We start from the raw sequence: 19,359 nt of genomic DNA on the forward strand, positions 1-19,359 counted from the left end.
TTATATTCTCTTTATGATTTCATTGCCCATTTCCTTACATCCTACCAGTGTCATGCCATCTGACATAATATCAATTGTTCTGATATTATCTTCAAGAACCTTTTCCACTGCCTTTTCCACTGCATCAGCTTCCTCATCCAAATCAAAAGAATATCTAAGCATCATAGCTGCTGAAAGAACTGTAGCTATAGGATTTGCCTTATTCTGTCCTGCTATATCCGGTGCTGCTCCATGACTTGGTTCGTAAAGTCCGAACTTATCCTCTCTAAGACTTGCTGATGATAACATTCCTATGGAACCTGTTATCATACTTGCCTCATCTGATAAAATGTCACCAAACATATTTTCAGTAACTACCACATCAAACTGTGCCGGATTTTTTACCAGCTGCATTGCACAGTTATCTACCAACATATGGGTAAGAGTAACTTCAGGATAATCCTTTGCCACTTCGTTTACGATTTTGTCCCACAATCTTGAACTGTCCAATACATTAGATTTATCAACGCTTATGACATTCTTTCTTCTCTTCATTGCAATGTCAAAAGCTTTTTTAGCAATTCTTCTTATTTCATTTTCGTTATATGTCAAAGTATCTGTTGCCGTAAGAACCCCATCGACTTCCTCTGTTTTTCTTTCGCCAAAATAAAGTCCGCCTGTAAGCTCTCTTACAATAATCATATCAAAGCCTGCATCTGCCACTTCTTCCTTTAACGGACATGCACCCTTCAATTCTTTGTAAAGATAAGCCGGTCTTAAATTAGCAAAAAGATTCAAACCTTTTCTAATTGCAAGAAGTCCTGCCTCCGGTCTTAAATTAGGTGGTAGTTCATACCAACTGTCTTTACCGACGACTCCACCCACGGCACCTAACAATACCGCATCACTTTTCTTTGCTGTCTCAAGTGCATCCTCTGTAAGAGGGACACCATATTTGTCTATAGATATGCCACCCATATCAACTTCCGTGTATTGGAAACTATGTCCAAACTTTTCCCCGACAGCATTAAGAACCTTCTGTGCTTCTGTAACAATTTCCGGTCCGATTCCATCTCCTGGAATTACTGCAACATTAAAATTCATTATGCTTCCTCTTTTCCTTATAGTTTCTAGTGGATATAATTAATTTCTATGTATAATCACTGTATTTAATTTCTAATTATAAAAATCCACATTAACTCATAAATTATAACCCAAATAAACTCATTTTTCAACACATATATCTTAATCAGTTTTATTGATTATTTTTACTGTGAAAAAATCGTATATTTTAGTTAAGTTTTGCCATAAATATATAACTATAAAAAGAAGGAACATCTGAAACCCTGATTCCAGATATTCCTTCCAATATCAAATCTAAAAACCTAGATTATAACCCGCATGTTTAAAATATTATGCTTCTGCTTTTTCCACGTCAACTATTGCTGCCTTCTGCATTGGTATTCTGCAGTTTTTGTTTCCACCAAACTCAACAATAACTGTTTCTTCCTGAACATCAATAATCATTCCGTAGAATCCGCTTGTGGTTAAAACACTATCACCGATTTCAACACTATCCATTAAAGCTTTCTGCTTTTTTTCCTGTTTCTTCTGTGGTCTGATAGCGATAAAATACATAAATCCAATAATAATTACAACATATGCAATCATTATAAGTATTCCCTGACTTGAGCCTGAACCTGCTGCTACTAAAACTGGCATAAAACCTACCTCCTAATTCTTGTCGTTTTCTTTAAAACCTTCCAGTTTATTATTTTTATACTCACTGTATCTTCCGGCTTTTATAGCCTCTCTGATTTCCTCCATCATTGTATTATAAAAATATAAATTATGCAATACACACAAACGCATTCCCAACATTTCTTTAGCTTTAAGTAAATGTCTGATATATGCTCTTGTATGATATTTACATGCCGGACACTGACATCCTTCCTCTATCGGTCTGTCATCAGTCTCATACTTTGCATTAAACAAATTGAGCTTTCCTGCATTAGTATAAACATGACCATGTCTTCCGTTTCTTGAAGGATATACACAATCGAAAAAGTCAACTCCCCTCTCAACTGCCTCTAATATATTAGCCGGTGTTCCTACACCCATAAGATAAACCGGCTTGTCTCCCGGAAGATATGGAACTACCTTTTCAATAATACGGTACATTTCCGCGTGACTTTCCCCAACTGCCAGACCGCCTATGGCATAACCATCTAAATCAATATCAGAGATGGCTTTTGCATGCTCAATACGGACATCATCATATATCCCCCCTTGGTTGATTCCAAAAAGCATCTGATTTTTGTTTATTGTATCCTCAAGACCGTTTAAACGATTCATTTCCTTTCTGCATCTTTTAAGCCATCTTGCGGTTCGTGCAACTGAATTTTCAATATAGTCTCTTGAAGCCACACTGGAAGGACATTCATCAAATGCCATAGCTATGGTTGATGCAAGATTTGACTGAATCTGCATACTTTCTTCCGGACCCATAAAAATCTTTCTTCCATCTACATGAGAGTTAAAATAAACTCCTTCTTCTTTTATTTTTCTAAGACCAGCCAGAGAAAAAACCTGAAATCCACCTGAGTCTGTAAGTATGGGCTTATCCCAATTCATAAACCTGTGTAAGCCCCCAAGCTGCTTAACTATCTTATCTCCCGGTCTTACATGAAGGTGATAAGTGTTAGATAATTCCACCTGTGTCTTTATTTCCTTTAAATCTTCTGCAGCTACTGCACCTTTTATGGCTCCTGCCGTACCTACGTTCATAAATACAGGAGTTTCAATAGTGCCATGCACCGTTTCGAACCTACCGTACTTTGCTGCCCCATCTTTTGCTAGAACTTTAAACATATTATACCTGCTTTATTATATTATACTCAAAAATGCGTACATCTATATTTTATAACATTATTTTGATATATTTTCAATATGTAAACAAACCAAAAACGTATTTTCCGGTCAAACATCAAGTTGACACCTGTTTGAGGATATTGTTATACTGTTATAGGCGATTTTACGGAAAGGAGACTTGCTATATGGCTGGTTCAACATACGGAAATATTTTCAAAATTACAACATGGGGTGAATCCCACGGCAAGGCATTAGGTGTTGTTGTAGATGGATGTCCTGCGGGACTTGAATTAAACGAAGATGACATACAGAAGTTTTTAAATAGAAGAAAACCCGGTCAGTCAAAATATACAACCCAGCGAAAAGAAGATGATAAGGTTGAAATACTTTCAGGTGTATTTGAAGGAAAAACAACCGGTACACCTATTTCAATGATTGTAAAAAATAAAGACCATCATTCTGCGGATTATAGTGATATTGCTTCATATTACAGACCGGGACATGCAGATTATACATTTGATGCAAAGTACGGATTTAGGGATTATCGTGGTGGTGGACGTTCCTCCGGCCGCGAAACCATCGGACGTGTTGCTGCCGGTGCCATTGCCTCAAAAATTCTTGAGAAGCTTGGCATTGAGATGCTTACATATTCTAAGAGTATTGGCAATGTTGAAATAGATTACAAAAAATTTAACAAAGATGAAATTGAGAAAAATCCTGTTTATATGCCTGATTCAGATGCTGCAAAAGCAGCTGAAAAAATTTTGGGCGAAAAAATGGCTGAAATGGATTCATGTGGTGGAATAATTGAATGTATTGTAAACAATATGCCAGCGGGAATTGGCGAACCTGTATTTGACAAGCTTGATGCTAATATTTCCAAAGCCATTATGTCCATCGGTGCCATTAAAGGCATTGAAATAGGTGACGGTTTTGAAGTTGCCAAAATGTCAGGCTCAACGGATAATGATGGATTCAGCATTGAAAACGGTGTTATTTCCAAGACATCTAATCACGCCGGTGGAATTTTAGGTGGAATGAGTGATGGCTCTTCTATTGTGGTACGTGCAGCAGTTAAACCTACACCATCTATCGCAAGAACACAACAAACCATTAATAAATCCGGTGAAAACATTGATATTAACATAAAAGGCCGTCATGACCCGATTATTGTTCCCCGTGCAGTGGTTGTGGTGGAATCAATGGTTGCCGTTACTCTTGTAGATATGCTTTTTACGGGAATGACTTCTAAGTTAGATAAAATAATAGACTTTTACAAATAAAAACTATTTATACTAGAAATCCTTAGCAAAACCTAATCTTTGCTAAGGATTTTTTCATATATCAGCCCCATTACAAACCATAACGGAGCATAGTCTAACCGAACAACTCCTTTTATATTATATTTCGCACTACTATAATCCCACGGACAATTGTTACTTTTCTTTAACAGGCTTCCTGACACAAATTCCACCAGAAATATTCCTGCTGTATAAACTGCTCCCCTTTCCACCATTGGTTTATTATAAGCTTTAAGTTTTTTACTAATTGGCTTAATCACTGATGCCATACCATATATTGGAAACATCCATATGGATGTCTTTCCTATAAGCTTATAATTTTTTTCTTTAAAACAAGAGGCTGATGTAAAGAGTACCTCAATACACCAGCCTGTTATTCCACATTTTATAAAATCTCTGTTAATTACACTCTTCATATGTGTAATTATTTCCAAAAATATGAATCTTATTCATATAACGGATACTTGTCTGTTAATGTCTTAACCTTTGCCTTAACCTTTTCGCAATTACCTGTTAAATCACTTGCAATATCAGCCATACACTCTGCAATAACATCCATATCCTCTGTAGTTAAGCCTCTTGTAGTTACAGCAGGTGTTCCAATTCTGACACCACTGGTAATACCCGGCTTCTGAGGGTCATTCGGAATGGCATTTTTGTTACATGTAATGTTTGCGGCATCAAGAGCTATTTCAAATTCTTTACCTGTAATATTCTTGCTTCTTAAGTCAACTAACATTAAGTGGTTATCGGTACCACCTGATACAAGGTCAAAACCTCTGTCAGTAAGACCTTTTGCCAATGCCTGGGCATTATCTACAATATTCTTTGCATATACCTTAAATTCAGGAGATAATGCTTCCTTAAGGCAAACTGCCTTTGCAGCTATAACATGCATCAAAGGTCCACCCTGAATACCAGGGAATACTGCTTTGTTTAATTTATGTTCTAAAGCAAACTCTTCACTTGAGAGAATAAGTCCGCCTCTAGGTCCTCTTAATGTCTTATGGGTAGTTGTTGTAGTAACATGCGCATAAGGAATAGGGCTCATATGCTGACCACCTGCCACAAGACCTGCAATGTGTGCCATATCTACCATTAAATATGCTCCCACTTCATCTGCAATCTCTCTGAATTTCTTGAAATCTATCTTTCTTGGATAAGCACTTGCACCTGCCACAATAAGCTTTGGCTTAGCTTCAAGTGCTATTCTTCTTACTTCGTCGTAATCTATAAATCCATTCTCATCTACACCGTATGATACTACGTCAAAATATGTTCCTGACATATTTACAGGTGAACCATGGGTAAGGTGTCCGCCGGCATCAAGACTCATACCCATAACCCTTTCTCCCGGTTTTACCAATGCGAAAAATACAGCCATATTTGCCTGTGCACCTGAATGAGGCTGAACATTGGCGTACGTACATCCAAATAATTTCTTAGCTCTTTCTCTTGCCAATTCTTCCACTACATCAACGTATTCACATCCGCCGTAATATCTCTTTCCCGGATATCCTTCTGCATATTTGTTTGTAAGGTGGCTTCCCATAGCTGCCATTACACCTTTGCTTACAAGATTTTCAGAAGCAATAAGTTCAAGATGTGAACGCTGTCTTCCAAGTTCATCTTCCATTGCTTTAGCAACTTCTGCATCTGCATTTTTAATTTCATCAAATGAAAACATAATAAAACCTCCATATATTTATAATCAAACGACACTTAAGCCGATTTTTTCCCTTATTACTTTACCATAACCTTCTATATTTTTAAACTAATTTTTTAATTTTGTTCTATTTTAATCCGAAAAATAATATTTATTAAGGTAAAACTAAAGGAGGATACTATGTACAAAATTCTTGCATTTGACAACGGTCAGCCGGCTATACTTTACCACAGCGGACATAACGTATATATGTATACGGCAATTAGAGGACATATCCACCCTGAGGGGATTATTTTTAATGACGTAAAAGATGACTTTAGAATTTATGATGGTAATAAAAAATACGCCTTCTATATATCCACCGACAATAAAATAAAAACTGCAACCTTGTCGGGGAATCGTTTTATGGAGTTTTTATCCATTCCTTTAGAAGACAGCAAAAACGGGCGTACTATTGTAAATGTTTCACCTATAATGTGCGAAAATGAACTTTACATATTTTATTGTACTCACAATAACCATAGCAATTTCTGTGATGTTTATTATCTGCTTTGCTCTGCACCAAACCATACATGTCTCATTAAGCGTAACATTAAAAATTATAATGACTTCGATGTGGTAAGCTCTAACAGGAAAACCTATATCATTTTGCAAAATGACTGCTACTACTTAAGTAAAAACGGAACCATTACAACAATTACAAAAAACGGACCTGACAATGTGAATTTAGCTGCTAACGAAACCATTGAACAATTAAAAAATTCATTATCGGAAAAAAGCAGTGAACTAATTAAATGTCAAAAGAAGATTTATGAAAAAAACATGGAAATATCTAATCTTAAATTTACAAAAAAACAGCTTTCCAGACAGTGTGAACAACTAAGCAATTATGTTGGAAAGCTTCAGGATGAATTAAGGAAAATAAAATTTATGTAAATCACACAAAAAAAACTTTAGGCATTTGTATTTTAACATTGTAACTTTTACAAAACTTTTTATAATCATATTGCTGTGTTGTATAATGTGATGTTTTTTCATTATACAGCAGTATTTTATTATTATATTTTATGAGGGGGGGATGCAATGAAGTCAACATTCAAAGCACTATTTCTCGCGCTTACAATGGCATTGTTTGTCCTGCCTGCAGTAAGCGACGGCGTTACTGATAACACTAATATTTTCCAGAAATTGCTTAATAGACTTGGCGATTTAGGCGAAGGTGCCTTATATGTACCAACCTGAAAGTACGTTATAAAGGGAAATCTTACTATTCCAAAGGGTGTAACTTTACTATGTATTACCATTTCTATGCTCTGCAAAAAAGCATACACCGCCCCGGAATGTACAAATTCCAACACAATGTATGCTTTTATAATTTATTATATATATTTTTATTTTTTAATAATTGCAATGTCCAGTTCTTCTAACTGTTTGTCGTCAACTTCCCCCGGTGCGGCAGTCATAAGACATGATGCATCCTTTACCTTAGGGAATGCAATTACCTCACGGATATTATCCTCACCTGACATATGCATAACCAATCTGTCAAGTCCGTATGCAAGTCCTGCGTGTGGAGGAACGCCATACTTGAAAGCATCTAATAAGAAACCAAACTGTTCATGAGCAGCCTCAGGTGTGAAACCTAATGCTTCAAACATCTTTTCCTGAATGTCAGCCTGATGTATTCTCACACTTCCGCCACCTATTTCTGAACCATTTAATACAATATCATATGCTTTAGCACGGACTTTTCCTAATTCGTTGCTGTCAATATACTTAATATCTTCTTCCATAGGCATTGTAAACGGATGATGCATTGCTAAAAATCTGTTTTGCTCATCAGACCACTCAAACTGTGGGAATTCAACAACCCATAAGAAGTTAAATTTGTTCTTATCTATAAGTTCTAACTGTTCACCTAACTCTAATCTAAGTGCTCCTAAAACATTCCATACAACCTTATTTTTATCAGCGGCAAATAACAGCAGATCACCTCTTTCACCATCCATGGCTTTAACAAGATTGTCTAACTCTTCTTCTGTCATAAACTTTGCAAAGGATGACTTATAAGTGCCATCTTCATTAATGCAAAGATATGCCAAACCTTTAGCACCATTTCCTTTTGCCATATCAACAAGCTTGTCTATTTTCTTTCTAGGCATTGCTCCCTGACCTTTAACATTTAAACCTCTAACCGTACCACCGTTTTCTATAGCTCCGGTAAATACTCCAAAACCACAATCTTTTACTACGTCAGTAACGTTTACGATTTCCATTCCAAAACGTGTATCAGGTTTATCTGAACCATATCTGTCCATTGCCTCCTGCCATGTCATTCTTGGAATAGGAAGCTGAACGTCAACGTCAAGTATTTCCTTAAACAAAGCCTGCAACAATCTTTCGTTTACATCAATAACATCGTCAATATCCACAAATGAAAGTTCCATGTCAACCTGTGTAAACTCCGGCTGTCTGTCTGCTCTTAAATCCTCATCTCTGTAGCATCTTGCAATCTGAATATATCTGTCAAATCCTGAACACATTAAAAGCTGTTTATACAGCTGTGGAGACTGTGGCAATGCATAAAATGCTCCGGGATGAATACGGCTTGGGACAAGATAATCTCTTGCGCCTTCCGGTGTACTCTTACATAATGTAGGTGTCTCAATTTCAATAAAGCCTTCATTTGCCATAAATTTTCTTATACATGTAGTTACATCACTTCTTAGCTTAAGATTTCTCTGTAAATGAGGCTTTCTTAAATCCAAATATCTGTATTTAAGTCTTAATTCCTCTCTTGTATTTGAATCCTCTTCTACCGGGAATGGAGGTGTATCTGCCTCAGATAAAATACGCAATGTGTCAACTGTAACTTCAATGTCACCTGTAGCCATTGTCTGATTTATTGCGCCATCACGCTTTCTAACTGTGCCTTCTGCCGCAATAACATATTCACTTCTTAGTTCTTTTGCCTTTTCAAAAACTTCACCGTCATTTTCGTTAAAAACTAACTGTAACAAACCTGAGCGGTCTCTTAAATCTATAAATATAAGACTGCCTAAATTTCTTCTCTTCTGAACCCAGCCCATAACAGTTACTTTTTCACCAATATTTTGGTTGCTGACTTCTGTACATCTGTGACTTCTGTGAAGTCCCTGCATTGATTCTGCCATATTGTATACTCCTCCTCACTATTTAAGTGGATTTTTATAAAATTCTTTAAATTCATTATATCCCTGAGCCATAAGCTGCTCTTTCTGGAACTTTTTATTCTTGTTCATTCTTGTTACGAGAACCTGCTTACCACTCTTTCTTTCTTCCTGGGCATTAGCAATAACATCACAAAGTGCATCGCCGCTTACGCCTTTTTCTATAAGATAAACAACCTTATCATAGTCTTCCGGAATCTTAAATCCCTGTTCCATAAGTAATAAAACAATTCTTTCAAACCCAATTGAAAAACCGCATGCCGGAACATCGTGACCTGTAAATTTACCAACCATCTTGTCATAGCGTCCGCCACCTCCACAGCTTCCTCCAAACTCGGGAATGGCAATTTCAAAAATTGTTCCTGTATAATAAGACATTCCACGTACCAAAGTAGGATCAAACACGATCTCAAAATCAGAAGACTTTGTTGCTCTTACACTTTCAATAATTTCATTCATCCATTCTTTTACGTCATCTCCCATATAATCTCCCAGTTTTTCTGCAAGATAAGCTATAGGGTCTTTTTGTCCTTCGAGTTCCTTAAATAAATCTGTATATTTTTCTACAGCCTCCGGTGAAAATTCATATTTAATTAATTCTTCTTTTACACCTTCAAGACCGATTTTGTCCATTTTATCAAGAATAATGAATACGCTGTCATAAGATTCCTCCGGGAAACCACTATACGCAGCCATAGCCTTTAATATTCTTCTTTCATTTATTCTGATTTGGAAATTTTTAAATTCCAACTTTCCAAGAGTTGTTGTTGTTGCAAGAATAAGTTCTATTTCAGCCAGATTGCTTGGATCACCTAATATATCAATATCGCACTGCATAAACTGACGATATCTTCCCCTTTGAGGTCTGTCTGCTCTCCAGACATTTCCCATTTGAAGTGCCTTAAAGGGTGATGGCAAATCATTAGCATTTTTTGAATAATATCTTACAAGAGGTACTGTTAAATCATATCTTAATCCATTATCAACTAAATCCATCTCTTCCTTAGCTGTTTCAAGATTTAATTTTTCTCCTCTTTTTAAAATCTTAAATATAAGTTTCTCGTTTTCACCACCCTGCTTGCTTGTGAGATTTGAAATATTCTCAACACATGGTGTTTCAATTTGTGTAAATCCAAAAGCTTTATATGTATCCTTAATTACATTCTGTACATAATTTCTAATTTTCATTTCTTCAGGAAGAATATCTTTCATTCCTGTAACGGGTTTCTTACTTAAAGCCATTTTACCACTCCTTTTAATGTTTTTTCCAACCATACAATTTTACTATTATTAATCCAATTTAACAACCTTTTTTCTTTCAATCATTTCATCAATTCTATCTATATATAAATCTACATTTTTCAATGTATCAATTCTTTTTCCTTCTTTTCTGTCTTTAGACAGCAATTTAGTTACCGCTCCTGCACCGGCAGCCCACACATTCTGATAATCACCCATCATTAAAATGTTGTAAATTCCTTCCTTTCCAACCTTAGAATAACCTACATTTTCCTGATTACCAACCATATTTTTCTGTCTGTACATATAATATGGAACCATTTTCATTTTTCCGGCATATTCTTCCGTTATTTTCATTAACCTGCTACTGTTTTCCATGGTCATGTCGGAATATCTGTCCTTTTCCACATTAAGTCTTGAAGCCCTTTTTAAAGCAAGAGAATGAACTGTAATTCCGTCAGGATTTAGTTTAAGAGCTTCTTCCATGGAGTATTTTACCATTTGGGCGTTTTCTCCCGGCAGTCCCACAATAAAATCCATATTGATGTTATCCATACCGCATTTTCTTGCAATGGCAAATGCTTCTTTTACCTGAGAAACAGTATGCTTTCTACCTATAATTTCCAATGTTTTCTCATTCATGGTTTGAGGGTTTATGGATATTCTGTTTACTCCATGCTTTTTTAGAACCATTATCTTATCTTCAGTTATACTGTCAGGTCTTCCTGCCTCCACTGTAAATTCAACTACCGTGGAAAAATCAAAATTATCCTTCAAGGCATTTATAAGCCTGTCTAACTGATTTGGTTCAAGGGTAGTGGGAGTTCCTCCACCGATATATACCGTATTTAGTTCCCTGTTTTTTAGCTTTATTCCAAGATATTTAATTTCCTTTATAACTGCATCTAAGTATAAATCAACTTTTTTTCTGTATTTTTCTATTGGAAATGAGGTAAATGAGCAATACAAACAGGTTGTAGGACAAAAGGGTATCCCTACATACAAACTAAATCCATGTTTATAATTTATTTTTGACAAAATCTGTCGCTCTCTGCCAGCTATATCCATTGCCAGATTTAACTTCTCATCAGATATCAAATATGTTTCTTTCATATAAGACATAATTTCTTTCCGGCTAATGTCTTCTTCCAGCATCATCTCCGGAATCTTAGATGGCCTTATCCCTGTAAGTGTTCCCCAGGGAAGTTTCTCTTTCGTATCTGCACTTAACAGATTATATAACAGTTTCTTTAATATATTCTTAGTTTCTCTTCTGTCTGAAAAATCACAAAACATTTCACCTTCTACAGGCTCTTTTTCCTTACTCCACACCGAAATACATATCTTGTTTTTTTCATATTTTACAGATATTTTCCGGTATGAATTTTCAACCCTATCATTAATTTTAAAGGGATGACCGGTATAAAATGCCTGTACAAGTGATTGTACGTCATATTCAAACTGTGCCGGTTCTATTTGTATATCAATCATTAATAGTACACCTTTTCGCTGTCAATATTTGTTATGTTCATATGTCCCGGATATACCTCTGTCTCTCCCGGTAAAACCAGAAGTTTGTTTTTAATGGACTTAATTATATCAGATTCACTTCCTCCCGGGAAATCCGTTCTTCCTCTGCTTGCCTGAAACAAGGTATCTCCGCTAAATAAAACCTGCTCCTCTTCAATATAAAAGCATCCGCTTCCCGGAGTATGCCCAGGAGTAAGAACATATTGTATATCAAATCCCGCTACCTGAAAGTTTTCACCATCTTCTAAAAACTTATCTCCATTAACTTTTACAGGTTCTCCAAACATAGACGACAGATTCATTCTGCTGTCTGTAAGGACTTTTTCCTCTTTTGCCCCTACAATCACAGGAATATTATATCTTTCCTTCAGTTGATTTACGGCTCCGATATGATCAAAGTGTCCATGGGTAAGCAATATTGCCTTTGGAATCATTTCCAGTCTGCTTACATTAACTGATATTTTCAGTTCGTCATCTCCCGGATCCACAATAAATCCCTCTTTTGTATCCTTATTCATACAAATATAGCAATTTGTGTAGCACTCGCTTACAGTAACACTTCTAATCATTATCTTAGCCATATCAAATCTCCTAATCTTTTATTAACTGCTTGTTCTTTCAATGTCAATTATACTGTCAATGGTTCTTATTTTTGCAATAAGACTATTTAATTCATCTGTACCCTGAATGGCAAAAGTCATTGAAATAGTGGCAATGTCGGACTTACTTGTTCTACTGTTAATACTGTTTACGTCAATATTTCTCTCTGTAAATATCTTTGACAGGTCAGTAAGTATTCCCACACGGTTATGGGCATATATAACGATTTCCGTCATATACTTTCCATCCTGCTCTGATTCGTCAGCAGCCCAGCTTGCCTCTATAAGCCTTCCTCGTTCAATATCCGGAAGATTTATAATATTTACACAATCGGTTCTGTGTATAGAAACACCTCTTCCTCTGGTGACAAATCCCACAATTTCATCTCCCGGAACCGGACTACAGCATTTTGAAAATCTTACAGCCACATCATTCATTCCCTCAACAATAATGCCGCTTTTTGATGAATTATGTTTCGTTCCCTGCTTGTTTCCATTAGCTTCATTTAAAACATCTTCATCTGTAATTTCAATTTTATGGTCTTTATTGTATTCGTCTAAAAGCTTGTTTACAATCTGACCTTCCTTTAATCCTCCATGACCTATAGATGCCACTAGCGAATCCCATTCCTTGTAGCTATACTTAAGCCTTACCTTATCCATATATTCAGGCTTAAATATTTCTGACATTACTATGCCTTTAGACTTACAATACTTTTCTATAAGTTCACGACCTTTAACAATATTTTCCTCTTTATTTTGCTGTTTAAACCACTGGTTTATTTTGTTCTTTGCCTGAGTGCTTTTAACAATTTTTAACCAGTCCATACTAGGGCCCGTGGAATTATTAGAGGTTACAACTTCTACACGGTCACCGTTTTGTATTTTATAATCAATGTTTACCATTTTTCCGTTAACACGGGCACCTACCATCTTGTTTCCTACGGCACTATGAATACTGTAGGCAAAATCAATTGGCGTAGAGCCGTTTGGAAGATTTTTAACATCTCCATTAGGTGTAAAACAGTAAACTCTCTCTGAGAACATATTAAGGTCATCTTTAAGTAAATTTAAAAATTCCTTGTTATCTGACAAATCTCTCTGCCATTCAAGAATCTGCCTTAACCAGCTAATCTTCTGTTCCTCATTATCTCCCTCACCTGTGATATTTTCTTTATATTTCCAGTGAGCAGCAATACCATATTCAGCGGTTTTATGCATTTCGTATGTTCTAATCTGAATTTCAAAAGGCTGTCCGTTAGGTCCGATAAGGGTAGTATGTAAGGACTGATACATATTCTGCTTTGGCATGGCAATATAGTCCTTAAATCTTCCCGGAACCGGTGTATATTTCTCATGAATAATACCTAATGCACCATAACATTCCATAACGCTGTCTACAATAATTCTAACAGCAAATACATCGTATATCTGGTCTAATGTTTTATGCTGCATTGTCATTTTCTTGTAAATACTGAAATAATGCTTAACACGTCCGTCAATAGTAGCCTTAATTCCTGCTTTTTCTATATATCCTGCAACTTCAGCAATGAGATTACTCATAAATTCTTCTCTATGCTCAAGTCTTTCATGGACACCTTCAACTAATTCCTTATATTTTTCAGGTTCAAGATATCTTAAGGCAAGGTCATCTAATTCTATTTTAATTTTAGAAATACCAAGTCTATCTGCGATTGGAGCATAAATATCCATTGTCTCCCTTGATTTTTCTTTTTGCTTTTCCGGTGTCATATATTGCAAGGTACGCATATTGTGAAGCCGATCAGCTAATTTTATTAAAATAACTCTGATATCCTTTGCCATGGCAAGAAACATTTTCCTTAAGTTTTCAGCCTGTTCCTCTACCTTGTCAGTATCATAATCCAATCTGGTAAGTTTGGTTACTCCATCTACTAAATCTGTTACTTCCTCACCAAATTCCTTTATCATTATTTCCCTTGTGGCAGATGTATCTTCCATAACATCATGTAAAAGACCTGCCATTATGGATTCCTTGTCCAATTCCAGGTCTGCCAAAATAAGGGCAGTATGAAGAGGATGTATGATATAAGGCTCTCCGGATTTACGTTTCTGGTCACCGTGGAAATTTTTGGCAAAATTATACGCCTTCTCTATCATATGCAACTCATCTGCCGACGGATGATAATGTTTAATTTTGTCTATAAGTCTCCCGTATAATTCCTCAGGGGTTGCCTGTTCTTCTTCTTTTGGAATTACACCGTGATTTTCGATTTTTACATTGTTCATATTATTTCCCTTCATATGCTACAACTGAATCTACTCTATATCCTTCTAATTTCTCTCTACCTTTTAATCCTGCTAATTCCATAAGGAATACGCAACCAACTACAACTCCACCAAGTCTTTCTACTAAATCAATAGCTGCTTTTACTGTTCCGCCTGTGGCAATCAAATCATCAGTTATAACAACTCTCTGTCCCGGTTTAATGGCATCTACGTGAATTTCAATTTCAGCTGTACCATATTCCAAATCATATTCTTCTGAAATAGTTTCACAAGGCAGTTTACCTTTCTTTCTAACCAAAACAAAGCCTTTATTTAAAGCATACGCAATAGGTGTACCCAAAGCAAAGCCTCTGGCCTCTAAACCTACAACCACATCAAAATCCAGGTCTTTTACCTTATCTATCATGGAATCAATAGCTATCTTAAGCCCGTTAGGATCCTTCATTACTGTTGTAACGTCTCTGAAAATAATACCCGGTTCCGGAAAATCAGGTATGCTTCTAATGTACTTTTCTACCTCATGCATTTTATCTTCTCCTTCTTGCTATATAATTATTTATTTTATAGTTGTCATAATTATATATTACCACAACCCTTTTAACAAAATCTATCTATTATTATTTGTAAATTTATCCTTCCATTATACTCATTTATTTCCGGATAGTATGTTGCCATAATTTCCAAATTATTCTTTTGACCCTGAAGGGCCTTATTTACCTCTTCCTCACCGAATTTTTCAGACAAAAATGCCATAAAATCAACGGCACTGTTAAACTTAACTGCAGTCATTCTGTAATGATTTTGATTTTCTACAACCATTTTTATTACATTTCCTGATTTTCCCAGTATTTGCAAACTGATAATCTTTAGATTTTTTTCTGCAAAAACCGGCTTTTCATTGCCTTTTCCATAGGGCTTAATAACCTCTAACTGATTTACGAAATCCATTGTAATATATTCCAAAGGCAGGGCAATGTCAATCCACACCTTTAAATATAAATCTTCTTCCGTTAAATTACAATTTTCATTTAACATTTTTCTAAATAAATCTATATTTTTTTCTTCTAAAGATATTCCCGCTGCCATTTTATGACCACCAAACTTCGTCAGCAAACTTTTTACCTTTGTAAGTTCTGAATACATATCGTATTCCTCAATAGAACGACCTGATCCTTTAACTCCCTGTTCAGCATCTGTTAGGACAAACGTAGGCTTATTATACTTTTCTCTTACCCTTCCTGCAATAATTCCTGCAATGCTTTCATGACAGTCTTTAAGGTATAAAACCAATACTTTGTCATCCATATCCTGTGCCATTTCAATTGCTGTCATGGCTCCTTCATTAGTCATATCCTTACGTTCAGCATTTAATTCCACCAGTTCTTTTGCCAAAACTTCCGCCTTTTGAGTATCTATGCAATCTAATAACTCCGTGGCACGTTTTGCCGTGTCTAATCTTCCACTGGCATTTAGGCAAGGGCCTATAACAAAACCAAACTGATAAGATGAAAGATTATTTTTATCTAACTTACAGGCATTTATTAAAGCATTTATACCAATATCATTACAGTCTTTTAGTTTTTTAATGCCCTGTTTTACTATAATTCTGTTTTCTCCCTTTAAATCCACTACGTCACATACAGTTGCAATAGCAGCGTAAGGAAGTAACTTATATAATTCGTTTTTGCCTATGCCTTCTGTTTCAAACAATGCCGATATAAGCTGATATGCAACCATTGCTCCACACAGCTCTTTAAATGGATAGGGGCAGTCTGCCTGTTTGTGATTTACCACTGCATCTGCATTAGGAACAATATATTCTCTTTTCCCATCAGTTTCTTCAAAAGGTACCTCGTGATGGTCAGTAATAATAATATTCATTCCAAGAGATTTGGCATATTCCACCTGATTATAAGCCGAAATACCGTTATCACATGTTAAAATAGTATCAATACCGCTATCATAGGCATTTTTAATTAGTTTTTCATTTATACCATAGCCATCTTCTATTCTGCGGGGAACTACAAGGTCTATATTTGCCCCTAGCTTTTTTAATGACCTAAGTAAAATATATCCGGAAGTTATTCCATCCACATCATAATCGCATATTATTCTTATTTTACTTTCATGACTGATTTTTATTCTTAGTATATCAACAGCCTTATCCATATCTTTAAAAAGCCATGGAGAACTTATTTTTTCCAAATCGTCATTTAAATAATTATAGATGTCCTCGTCACATATTACATCTCTGTTTCTAATTATCCTTGCAATTACCGGACTGATATGAAATTTTTCAGAAATATGATTAAAATCTGCCCTTTTTGTCTGTAAAAACCATTTCTCTTTCATAATAATTATGCCTTGTTCCTAAATAGTATTGTAAAAAGAAAAACGGCACCACCATTTAGATGGTACCGTTAAATACTTCTTAATTATTTTTCTTTGTCGTACTGTTTACCTTTTAATACATACCATAATGCACCTGTAACAAATACTGATGAATAAGCACCGGCTACGATACCTACCATTAATGGTGTTGTAAACTCTTTAATTGATGAAACACCCATAACGAATATCATAAATACAGCAACAAATGTAGTTAATGATGTGTAGATACTTCTTGTAAGTGTTTCTGTGATACTTCTGTCAATAAGACCAATCATTGTTTCATCACGCTTCATAACAGCCTTATTTTCTCTAATTCTGTCAAAGATAACAATCGTAGCATTTATTGAGTAACCTACTATTGTAAGAAGGCAGGCAATAAATGTTGTTCCAACTGTAAGTCTTGACAATGAATAGAAACCAACAACTATAAGTACATCATGAACTAATGCTATAACAGCTGCTAAAGCAAACTGAATATTCTTAAATCTTAACCAGATGTAAATCAACATACAAATTGTAGCAAGAGCTGTAGCAACAACGGCATCTCTTCTCATTTCAGCACTGATTGTATCTGAAATTTCTGTATCATTAAAGTTCTGCTCGTCATCCTTTGCCTGATACTTGTCAATCAAAAGCTTCTTAAATTCGTCCATTTCATCTGATGACATTTTCTTTGTCTTAATAGAGTATAAGCCCTTTGTACCTGTATCCTTCTGAGCCTGTACATCTGATGTATTTAATGTTTTCTGTATTTCAGGTTTAATTGTATCGTTGAATTCATCGATAGTGTAATCCTTATCAAACTGAACGCTTATAGATGTACCACCCTTAAATTCAATACTATAGTTAAATGCTTCATTTCCTGTTGCCACATTGTAAACAATTGAGCCTAAGCCAATAACAATAACAACTATTGAAATTGTAAACCAAACTTTTCTCTTTTCAACAAACTTGATAACATTCTTTGCTCTTTCCTTGCCATAAAATCCCGGTTTCTGGAATCCCATGTAATATAACATCCATACAATTCCTCTTGAAACAACAAGGGATGTAAATAACTGAATGAAGATACCTATTGCAAGTGTCATGGCAAAGCCCTGAACTGTTCCTGAACCTCTCCAAAGAAGAACTAATGCTGCAATAAGTGTTGTAACGTTACCGTCAACGATAGCTGATGTTGCTTTCTTAAATCCAATAGTGATTGCATTCTTAACTGACTTGCCGGCTGCAATTTCCTCTCTGATACGGGCATAAATAATAACGTTAGCATCAACTGCCATACCGATATTAAGAATAATACCTGCAATACCCGGAAGAGTAAGTGTAAGGTCAAATCCGTTAAGTGCAAGAAGCATTAATTCAACATATGATAATAATGCGAAACCTGCAGCAAGACCAGGCACTCTATATACGAAAAGTAAGAATAATACAATAATAACAAACGCTATCATACCTGCCTGAACACTCTTTGATAAAGCATCTCTACCAAGCTGTGCACTCTGAACATTATGACTTAATTCATCCAATGAAAGATCAAGTGAACCAATCTTAATATTATCTGCAAGTGTCTGTGCTTCCTCTAATGTAAAGTTACCTGTGATTTGAGCCTGTCCACCGGTAATTGACTGATTAATTTTCGGGTCACTAAGAACCTCATTGTCATAAATAATGTATGACTGCTGTCCAACATTCTGAGATGTCATTTCACCAAAAATTTTTGTTCCTGCTGTATTAAACTGTAGGTCTACAGCATTCTCTGCTTTTCCTGTCTTTTCATTAGTTGTTGCCTGACCTTTAGCATCTGAAACACTGTCACCTGTAAGCCATACCTTATAATATCCGTCATACTGTCCACCTGTTGTGTTCTTTAACTGGATATATTCCTTGTTTTTAAGTTGCTCATCTGTAGGTGTTGAATCAGCCTTTGTACAGAAATAAAGTGAACCCGGCTTACCTAATTCTTCAAGAACCTTGTCCGCATCATATGCACCCGGGATTTCAACTGTAATTCTATCATCACCCTGCTTATAAGCTGTAGCTTCTGTACTAAATGTATGAATTCTCTTCTCTAATTTTCCTCTTGTAGCTTCAAGAGAATCACTGTTTAACTTATCACGGTCATCTTTCGATACCTGATATGTAATGCTTACACCGCCTTTAAGATCAAGACCCTGTGTAATATACTTAGCCTGTCCGTGATCCCCTACGCCAAACAGAATCACATAACCGGCAAAAGCCATTACTGCAAGTGAAAGTATAAAAAATACAATCCCTTTAGTTTTGTTCATTTTAATTTTCATCTTTTA

Annotated in this window: 16 protein-coding genes; 3 read left to right on the forward strand and 13 right to left on the reverse strand. The window is 35.7% G+C overall.

Going from position 1 to position 19,359, the window contains the following annotated elements:
• The 3 genes from leuB to tgt all read right to left on the reverse strand — a co-directional run bounded on the left by leuB (position 1) and on the right by tgt (position 2,850).
• Positions 1 to 1,083 carry a 3-isopropylmalate dehydrogenase gene (leuB, locus tag H8S00_RS05650; protein ID WP_186840240.1) on the reverse strand — a complete coding sequence of 361 codons (1,083 nt, stop codon included), beginning with the start codon at positions 1,081 to 1,083 and terminating at the stop codon, positions 1 to 3.
• A gap of 309 nt (positions 1,084 to 1,392) precedes the next feature.
• The gene (yajC, locus tag H8S00_RS05655; RefSeq protein ID WP_021952892.1) at positions 1,393 to 1,701 is read right to left on the reverse strand and encodes a preprotein translocase subunit YajC; all 309 of its coding nucleotides are present in this window, start codon (positions 1,699 to 1,701) and stop codon (positions 1,393 to 1,395) included.
• Between the two features lie 12 nt (positions 1,702 to 1,713).
• Positions 1,714 to 2,850: a tRNA guanosine(34) transglycosylase Tgt gene (gene tgt / locus H8S00_RS05660; RefSeq protein WP_118588537.1), complete on the reverse strand. Its 1,137-nt coding sequence runs from the start codon at positions 2,848 to 2,850 to the stop codon at positions 1,714 to 1,716.
• 185 nt (positions 2,851 to 3,035) lie between these two features.
• Between tgt and aroC the strand changes: the two genes are divergently transcribed.
• The gene (gene aroC / locus H8S00_RS05665; RefSeq protein ID WP_021952890.1) at positions 3,036 to 4,133 is read left to right on the forward strand and encodes a chorismate synthase; all 1,098 of its coding nucleotides are present in this window, start codon (positions 3,036 to 3,038) and stop codon (positions 4,131 to 4,133) included.
• Between the two features lie 32 nt (positions 4,134 to 4,165).
• Here the strand turns inward: aroC and H8S00_RS05670 are convergent, their stop codons facing one another.
• Together H8S00_RS05670 and glyA are read right to left on the reverse strand one after the other, a co-directional pair.
• On the reverse strand, positions 4,166 to 4,567 hold the full coding sequence (locus tag H8S00_RS05670) for a putative ABC transporter permease (protein WP_021952889.1): 402 nt from the start codon (positions 4,565 to 4,567) through the stop codon (positions 4,166 to 4,168).
• Positions 4,568 to 4,596: 29 nt separating this feature from the next.
• Complete coding sequence (gene glyA / locus H8S00_RS05675; protein WP_186840241.1) at positions 4,597 to 5,838, reverse strand: serine hydroxymethyltransferase; 1,242 nt, start codon at positions 5,836 to 5,838, stop codon at positions 4,597 to 4,599.
• 159 nt (positions 5,839 to 5,997) lie between these two features.
• Here glyA and H8S00_RS05680 point away from each other — a divergent pair, with 159 nt between their 5' ends.
• Both H8S00_RS05680 and H8S00_RS05685 read left to right on the forward strand, forming a co-directional pair.
• Positions 5,998 to 6,753, forward strand: a complete 756-nt coding sequence (locus H8S00_RS05680; protein ID WP_186840242.1) for a hypothetical protein — start codon at positions 5,998 to 6,000, stop codon at positions 6,751 to 6,753.
• Positions 6,754 to 6,900: 147 nt separating this feature from the next.
• Complete coding sequence (locus H8S00_RS05685; protein ID WP_186840243.1) at positions 6,901 to 7,059, forward strand: hypothetical protein; 159 nt, start codon at positions 6,901 to 6,903, stop codon at positions 7,057 to 7,059.
• A 149-nt stretch (positions 7,060 to 7,208) separates the two neighbouring features.
• Here H8S00_RS05685 and aspS read toward each other — a convergent pair whose 3' ends face one another.
• From aspS to secD, 8 genes are all read right to left on the reverse strand, one after another.
• Positions 7,209 to 8,990, reverse strand: coding sequence for an aspartate--tRNA ligase (gene aspS / locus H8S00_RS05690; RefSeq protein ID WP_186840244.1), 1,782 nt, complete (start codon positions 8,988 to 8,990; stop codon positions 7,209 to 7,211).
• An 18-nt stretch (positions 8,991 to 9,008) separates the two neighbouring features.
• Positions 9,009 to 10,268 carry a histidine--tRNA ligase gene (hisS, locus tag H8S00_RS05695; protein ID WP_186840245.1) on the reverse strand — a complete coding sequence of 420 codons (1,260 nt, stop codon included), beginning with the start codon at positions 10,266 to 10,268 and terminating at the stop codon, positions 9,009 to 9,011.
• A 48-nt stretch (positions 10,269 to 10,316) separates the two neighbouring features.
• The gene (gene hemZ, locus H8S00_RS05700; protein ID WP_186840246.1) at positions 10,317 to 11,756 is read right to left on the reverse strand and encodes a coproporphyrinogen dehydrogenase HemZ; all 1,440 of its coding nucleotides are present in this window, start codon (positions 11,754 to 11,756) and stop codon (positions 10,317 to 10,319) included.
• Positions 11,756 to 12,376, reverse strand: a complete 621-nt coding sequence (locus H8S00_RS05705) for an MBL fold metallo-hydrolase (RefSeq protein WP_118588528.1) — start codon at positions 12,374 to 12,376, stop codon at positions 11,756 to 11,758. Before H8S00_RS05705 ends, hemZ begins: the two co-directional genes overlap by 1 nt.
• A 21-nt stretch (positions 12,377 to 12,397) precedes the next feature.
• Positions 12,398 to 14,662, reverse strand: a complete 2,265-nt coding sequence (locus tag H8S00_RS05710) for a RelA/SpoT family protein (protein ID WP_021952880.1) — start codon at positions 14,660 to 14,662, stop codon at positions 12,398 to 12,400.
• A 1-nt stretch (position 14,663) separates the two neighbouring features.
• Positions 14,664 to 15,188: an adenine phosphoribosyltransferase gene (locus tag H8S00_RS05715; RefSeq protein ID WP_118588526.1), complete on the reverse strand. Its 525-nt coding sequence runs from the start codon at positions 15,186 to 15,188 to the stop codon at positions 14,664 to 14,666.
• A 71-nt stretch (positions 15,189 to 15,259) separates the two neighbouring features.
• On the reverse strand, positions 15,260 to 17,014 hold the full coding sequence (gene recJ / locus H8S00_RS05720) for a single-stranded-DNA-specific exonuclease RecJ (RefSeq protein WP_186840248.1): 1,755 nt from the start codon (positions 17,012 to 17,014) through the stop codon (positions 15,260 to 15,262).
• Positions 17,015 to 17,097: 83 nt separating this feature from the next.
• The gene (secD, locus tag H8S00_RS05725; RefSeq protein ID WP_243169558.1) at positions 17,098 to 19,353 is read right to left on the reverse strand and encodes a protein translocase subunit SecD; all 2,256 of its coding nucleotides are present in this window, start codon (positions 19,351 to 19,353) and stop codon (positions 17,098 to 17,100) included.
• Positions 19,354 to 19,359: the final 6 nt, after the last annotated feature.

Source organism: Eubacterium segne (genome assembly GCF_014287775.1).
Lineage (GTDB): Bacteria > Bacillota > Clostridia > Lachnospirales > Lachnospiraceae > Eubacterium_G > Eubacterium_G segne.

What these genes read in the sequence shown, in the direction of transcription:
- tgt (WP_118588537.1), bottom strand. Translation starts at nt 2,850, where the DNA reads ATGTTTAAAGTTCTAGCAAAAGATGGGGCAGCAAAGTACGGTAGGTTC.
- H8S00_RS05705 (WP_118588528.1), bottom strand. Translation starts at nt 12,376, where the DNA reads ATGGCTAAGATAATGATTAGAAGTGTTACTGTAAGCGAGTGCTACACA.
- hemZ (WP_186840246.1), bottom strand. Translation starts at nt 11,756, where the DNA reads ATGATTGATATACAAATAGAACCGGCACAGTTTGAATATGACGTACAA.
- yajC (WP_021952892.1), bottom strand. Translation starts at nt 1,701, where the DNA reads ATGCCAGTTTTAGTAGCAGCAGGTTCAGGCTCAAGTCAGGGAATACTT.
- aspS (WP_186840244.1), bottom strand. Translation starts at nt 8,990, where the DNA reads ATGGCAGAATCAATGCAGGGACTTCACAGAAGTCACAGATGTACAGAA.
- H8S00_RS05685 (WP_186840243.1), top strand. Translation starts at nt 6,901, where the DNA reads ATGAAGTCAACATTCAAAGCACTATTTCTCGCGCTTACAATGGCATTG.
- glyA (WP_186840241.1), bottom strand. Translation starts at nt 5,838, where the DNA reads ATGTTTTCATTTGATGAAATTAAAAATGCAGATGCAGAAGTTGCTAAA.
- secD (WP_243169558.1), bottom strand. Translation starts at nt 19,353, where the DNA reads ATGAAAATTAAAATGAACAAAACTAAAGGGATTGTATTTTTTATACTT.
- H8S00_RS05710 (WP_021952880.1), bottom strand. Translation starts at nt 14,662, where the DNA reads ATGAACAATGTAAAAATCGAAAATCACGGTGTAATTCCAAAAGAAGAA.
- H8S00_RS05670 (WP_021952889.1), bottom strand. Translation starts at nt 4,567, where the DNA reads ATGAAGAGTGTAATTAACAGAGATTTTATAAAATGTGGAATAACAGGC.
- H8S00_RS05715 (WP_118588526.1), bottom strand. Translation starts at nt 15,188, where the DNA reads ATGCATGAGGTAGAAAAGTACATTAGAAGCATACCTGATTTTCCGGAA.
- recJ (WP_186840248.1), bottom strand. Translation starts at nt 17,014, where the DNA reads ATGAAAGAGAAATGGTTTTTACAGACAAAAAGGGCAGATTTTAATCAT.
- H8S00_RS05680 (WP_186840242.1), top strand. Translation starts at nt 5,998, where the DNA reads ATGTACAAAATTCTTGCATTTGACAACGGTCAGCCGGCTATACTTTAC.
- hisS (WP_186840245.1), bottom strand. Translation starts at nt 10,268, where the DNA reads ATGGCTTTAAGTAAGAAACCCGTTACAGGAATGAAAGATATTCTTCCT.
- aroC (WP_021952890.1), top strand. Translation starts at nt 3,036, where the DNA reads ATGGCTGGTTCAACATACGGAAATATTTTCAAAATTACAACATGGGGT.
- leuB (WP_186840240.1), bottom strand. Translation starts at nt 1,083, where the DNA reads ATGAATTTTAATGTTGCAGTAATTCCAGGAGATGGAATCGGACCGGAA.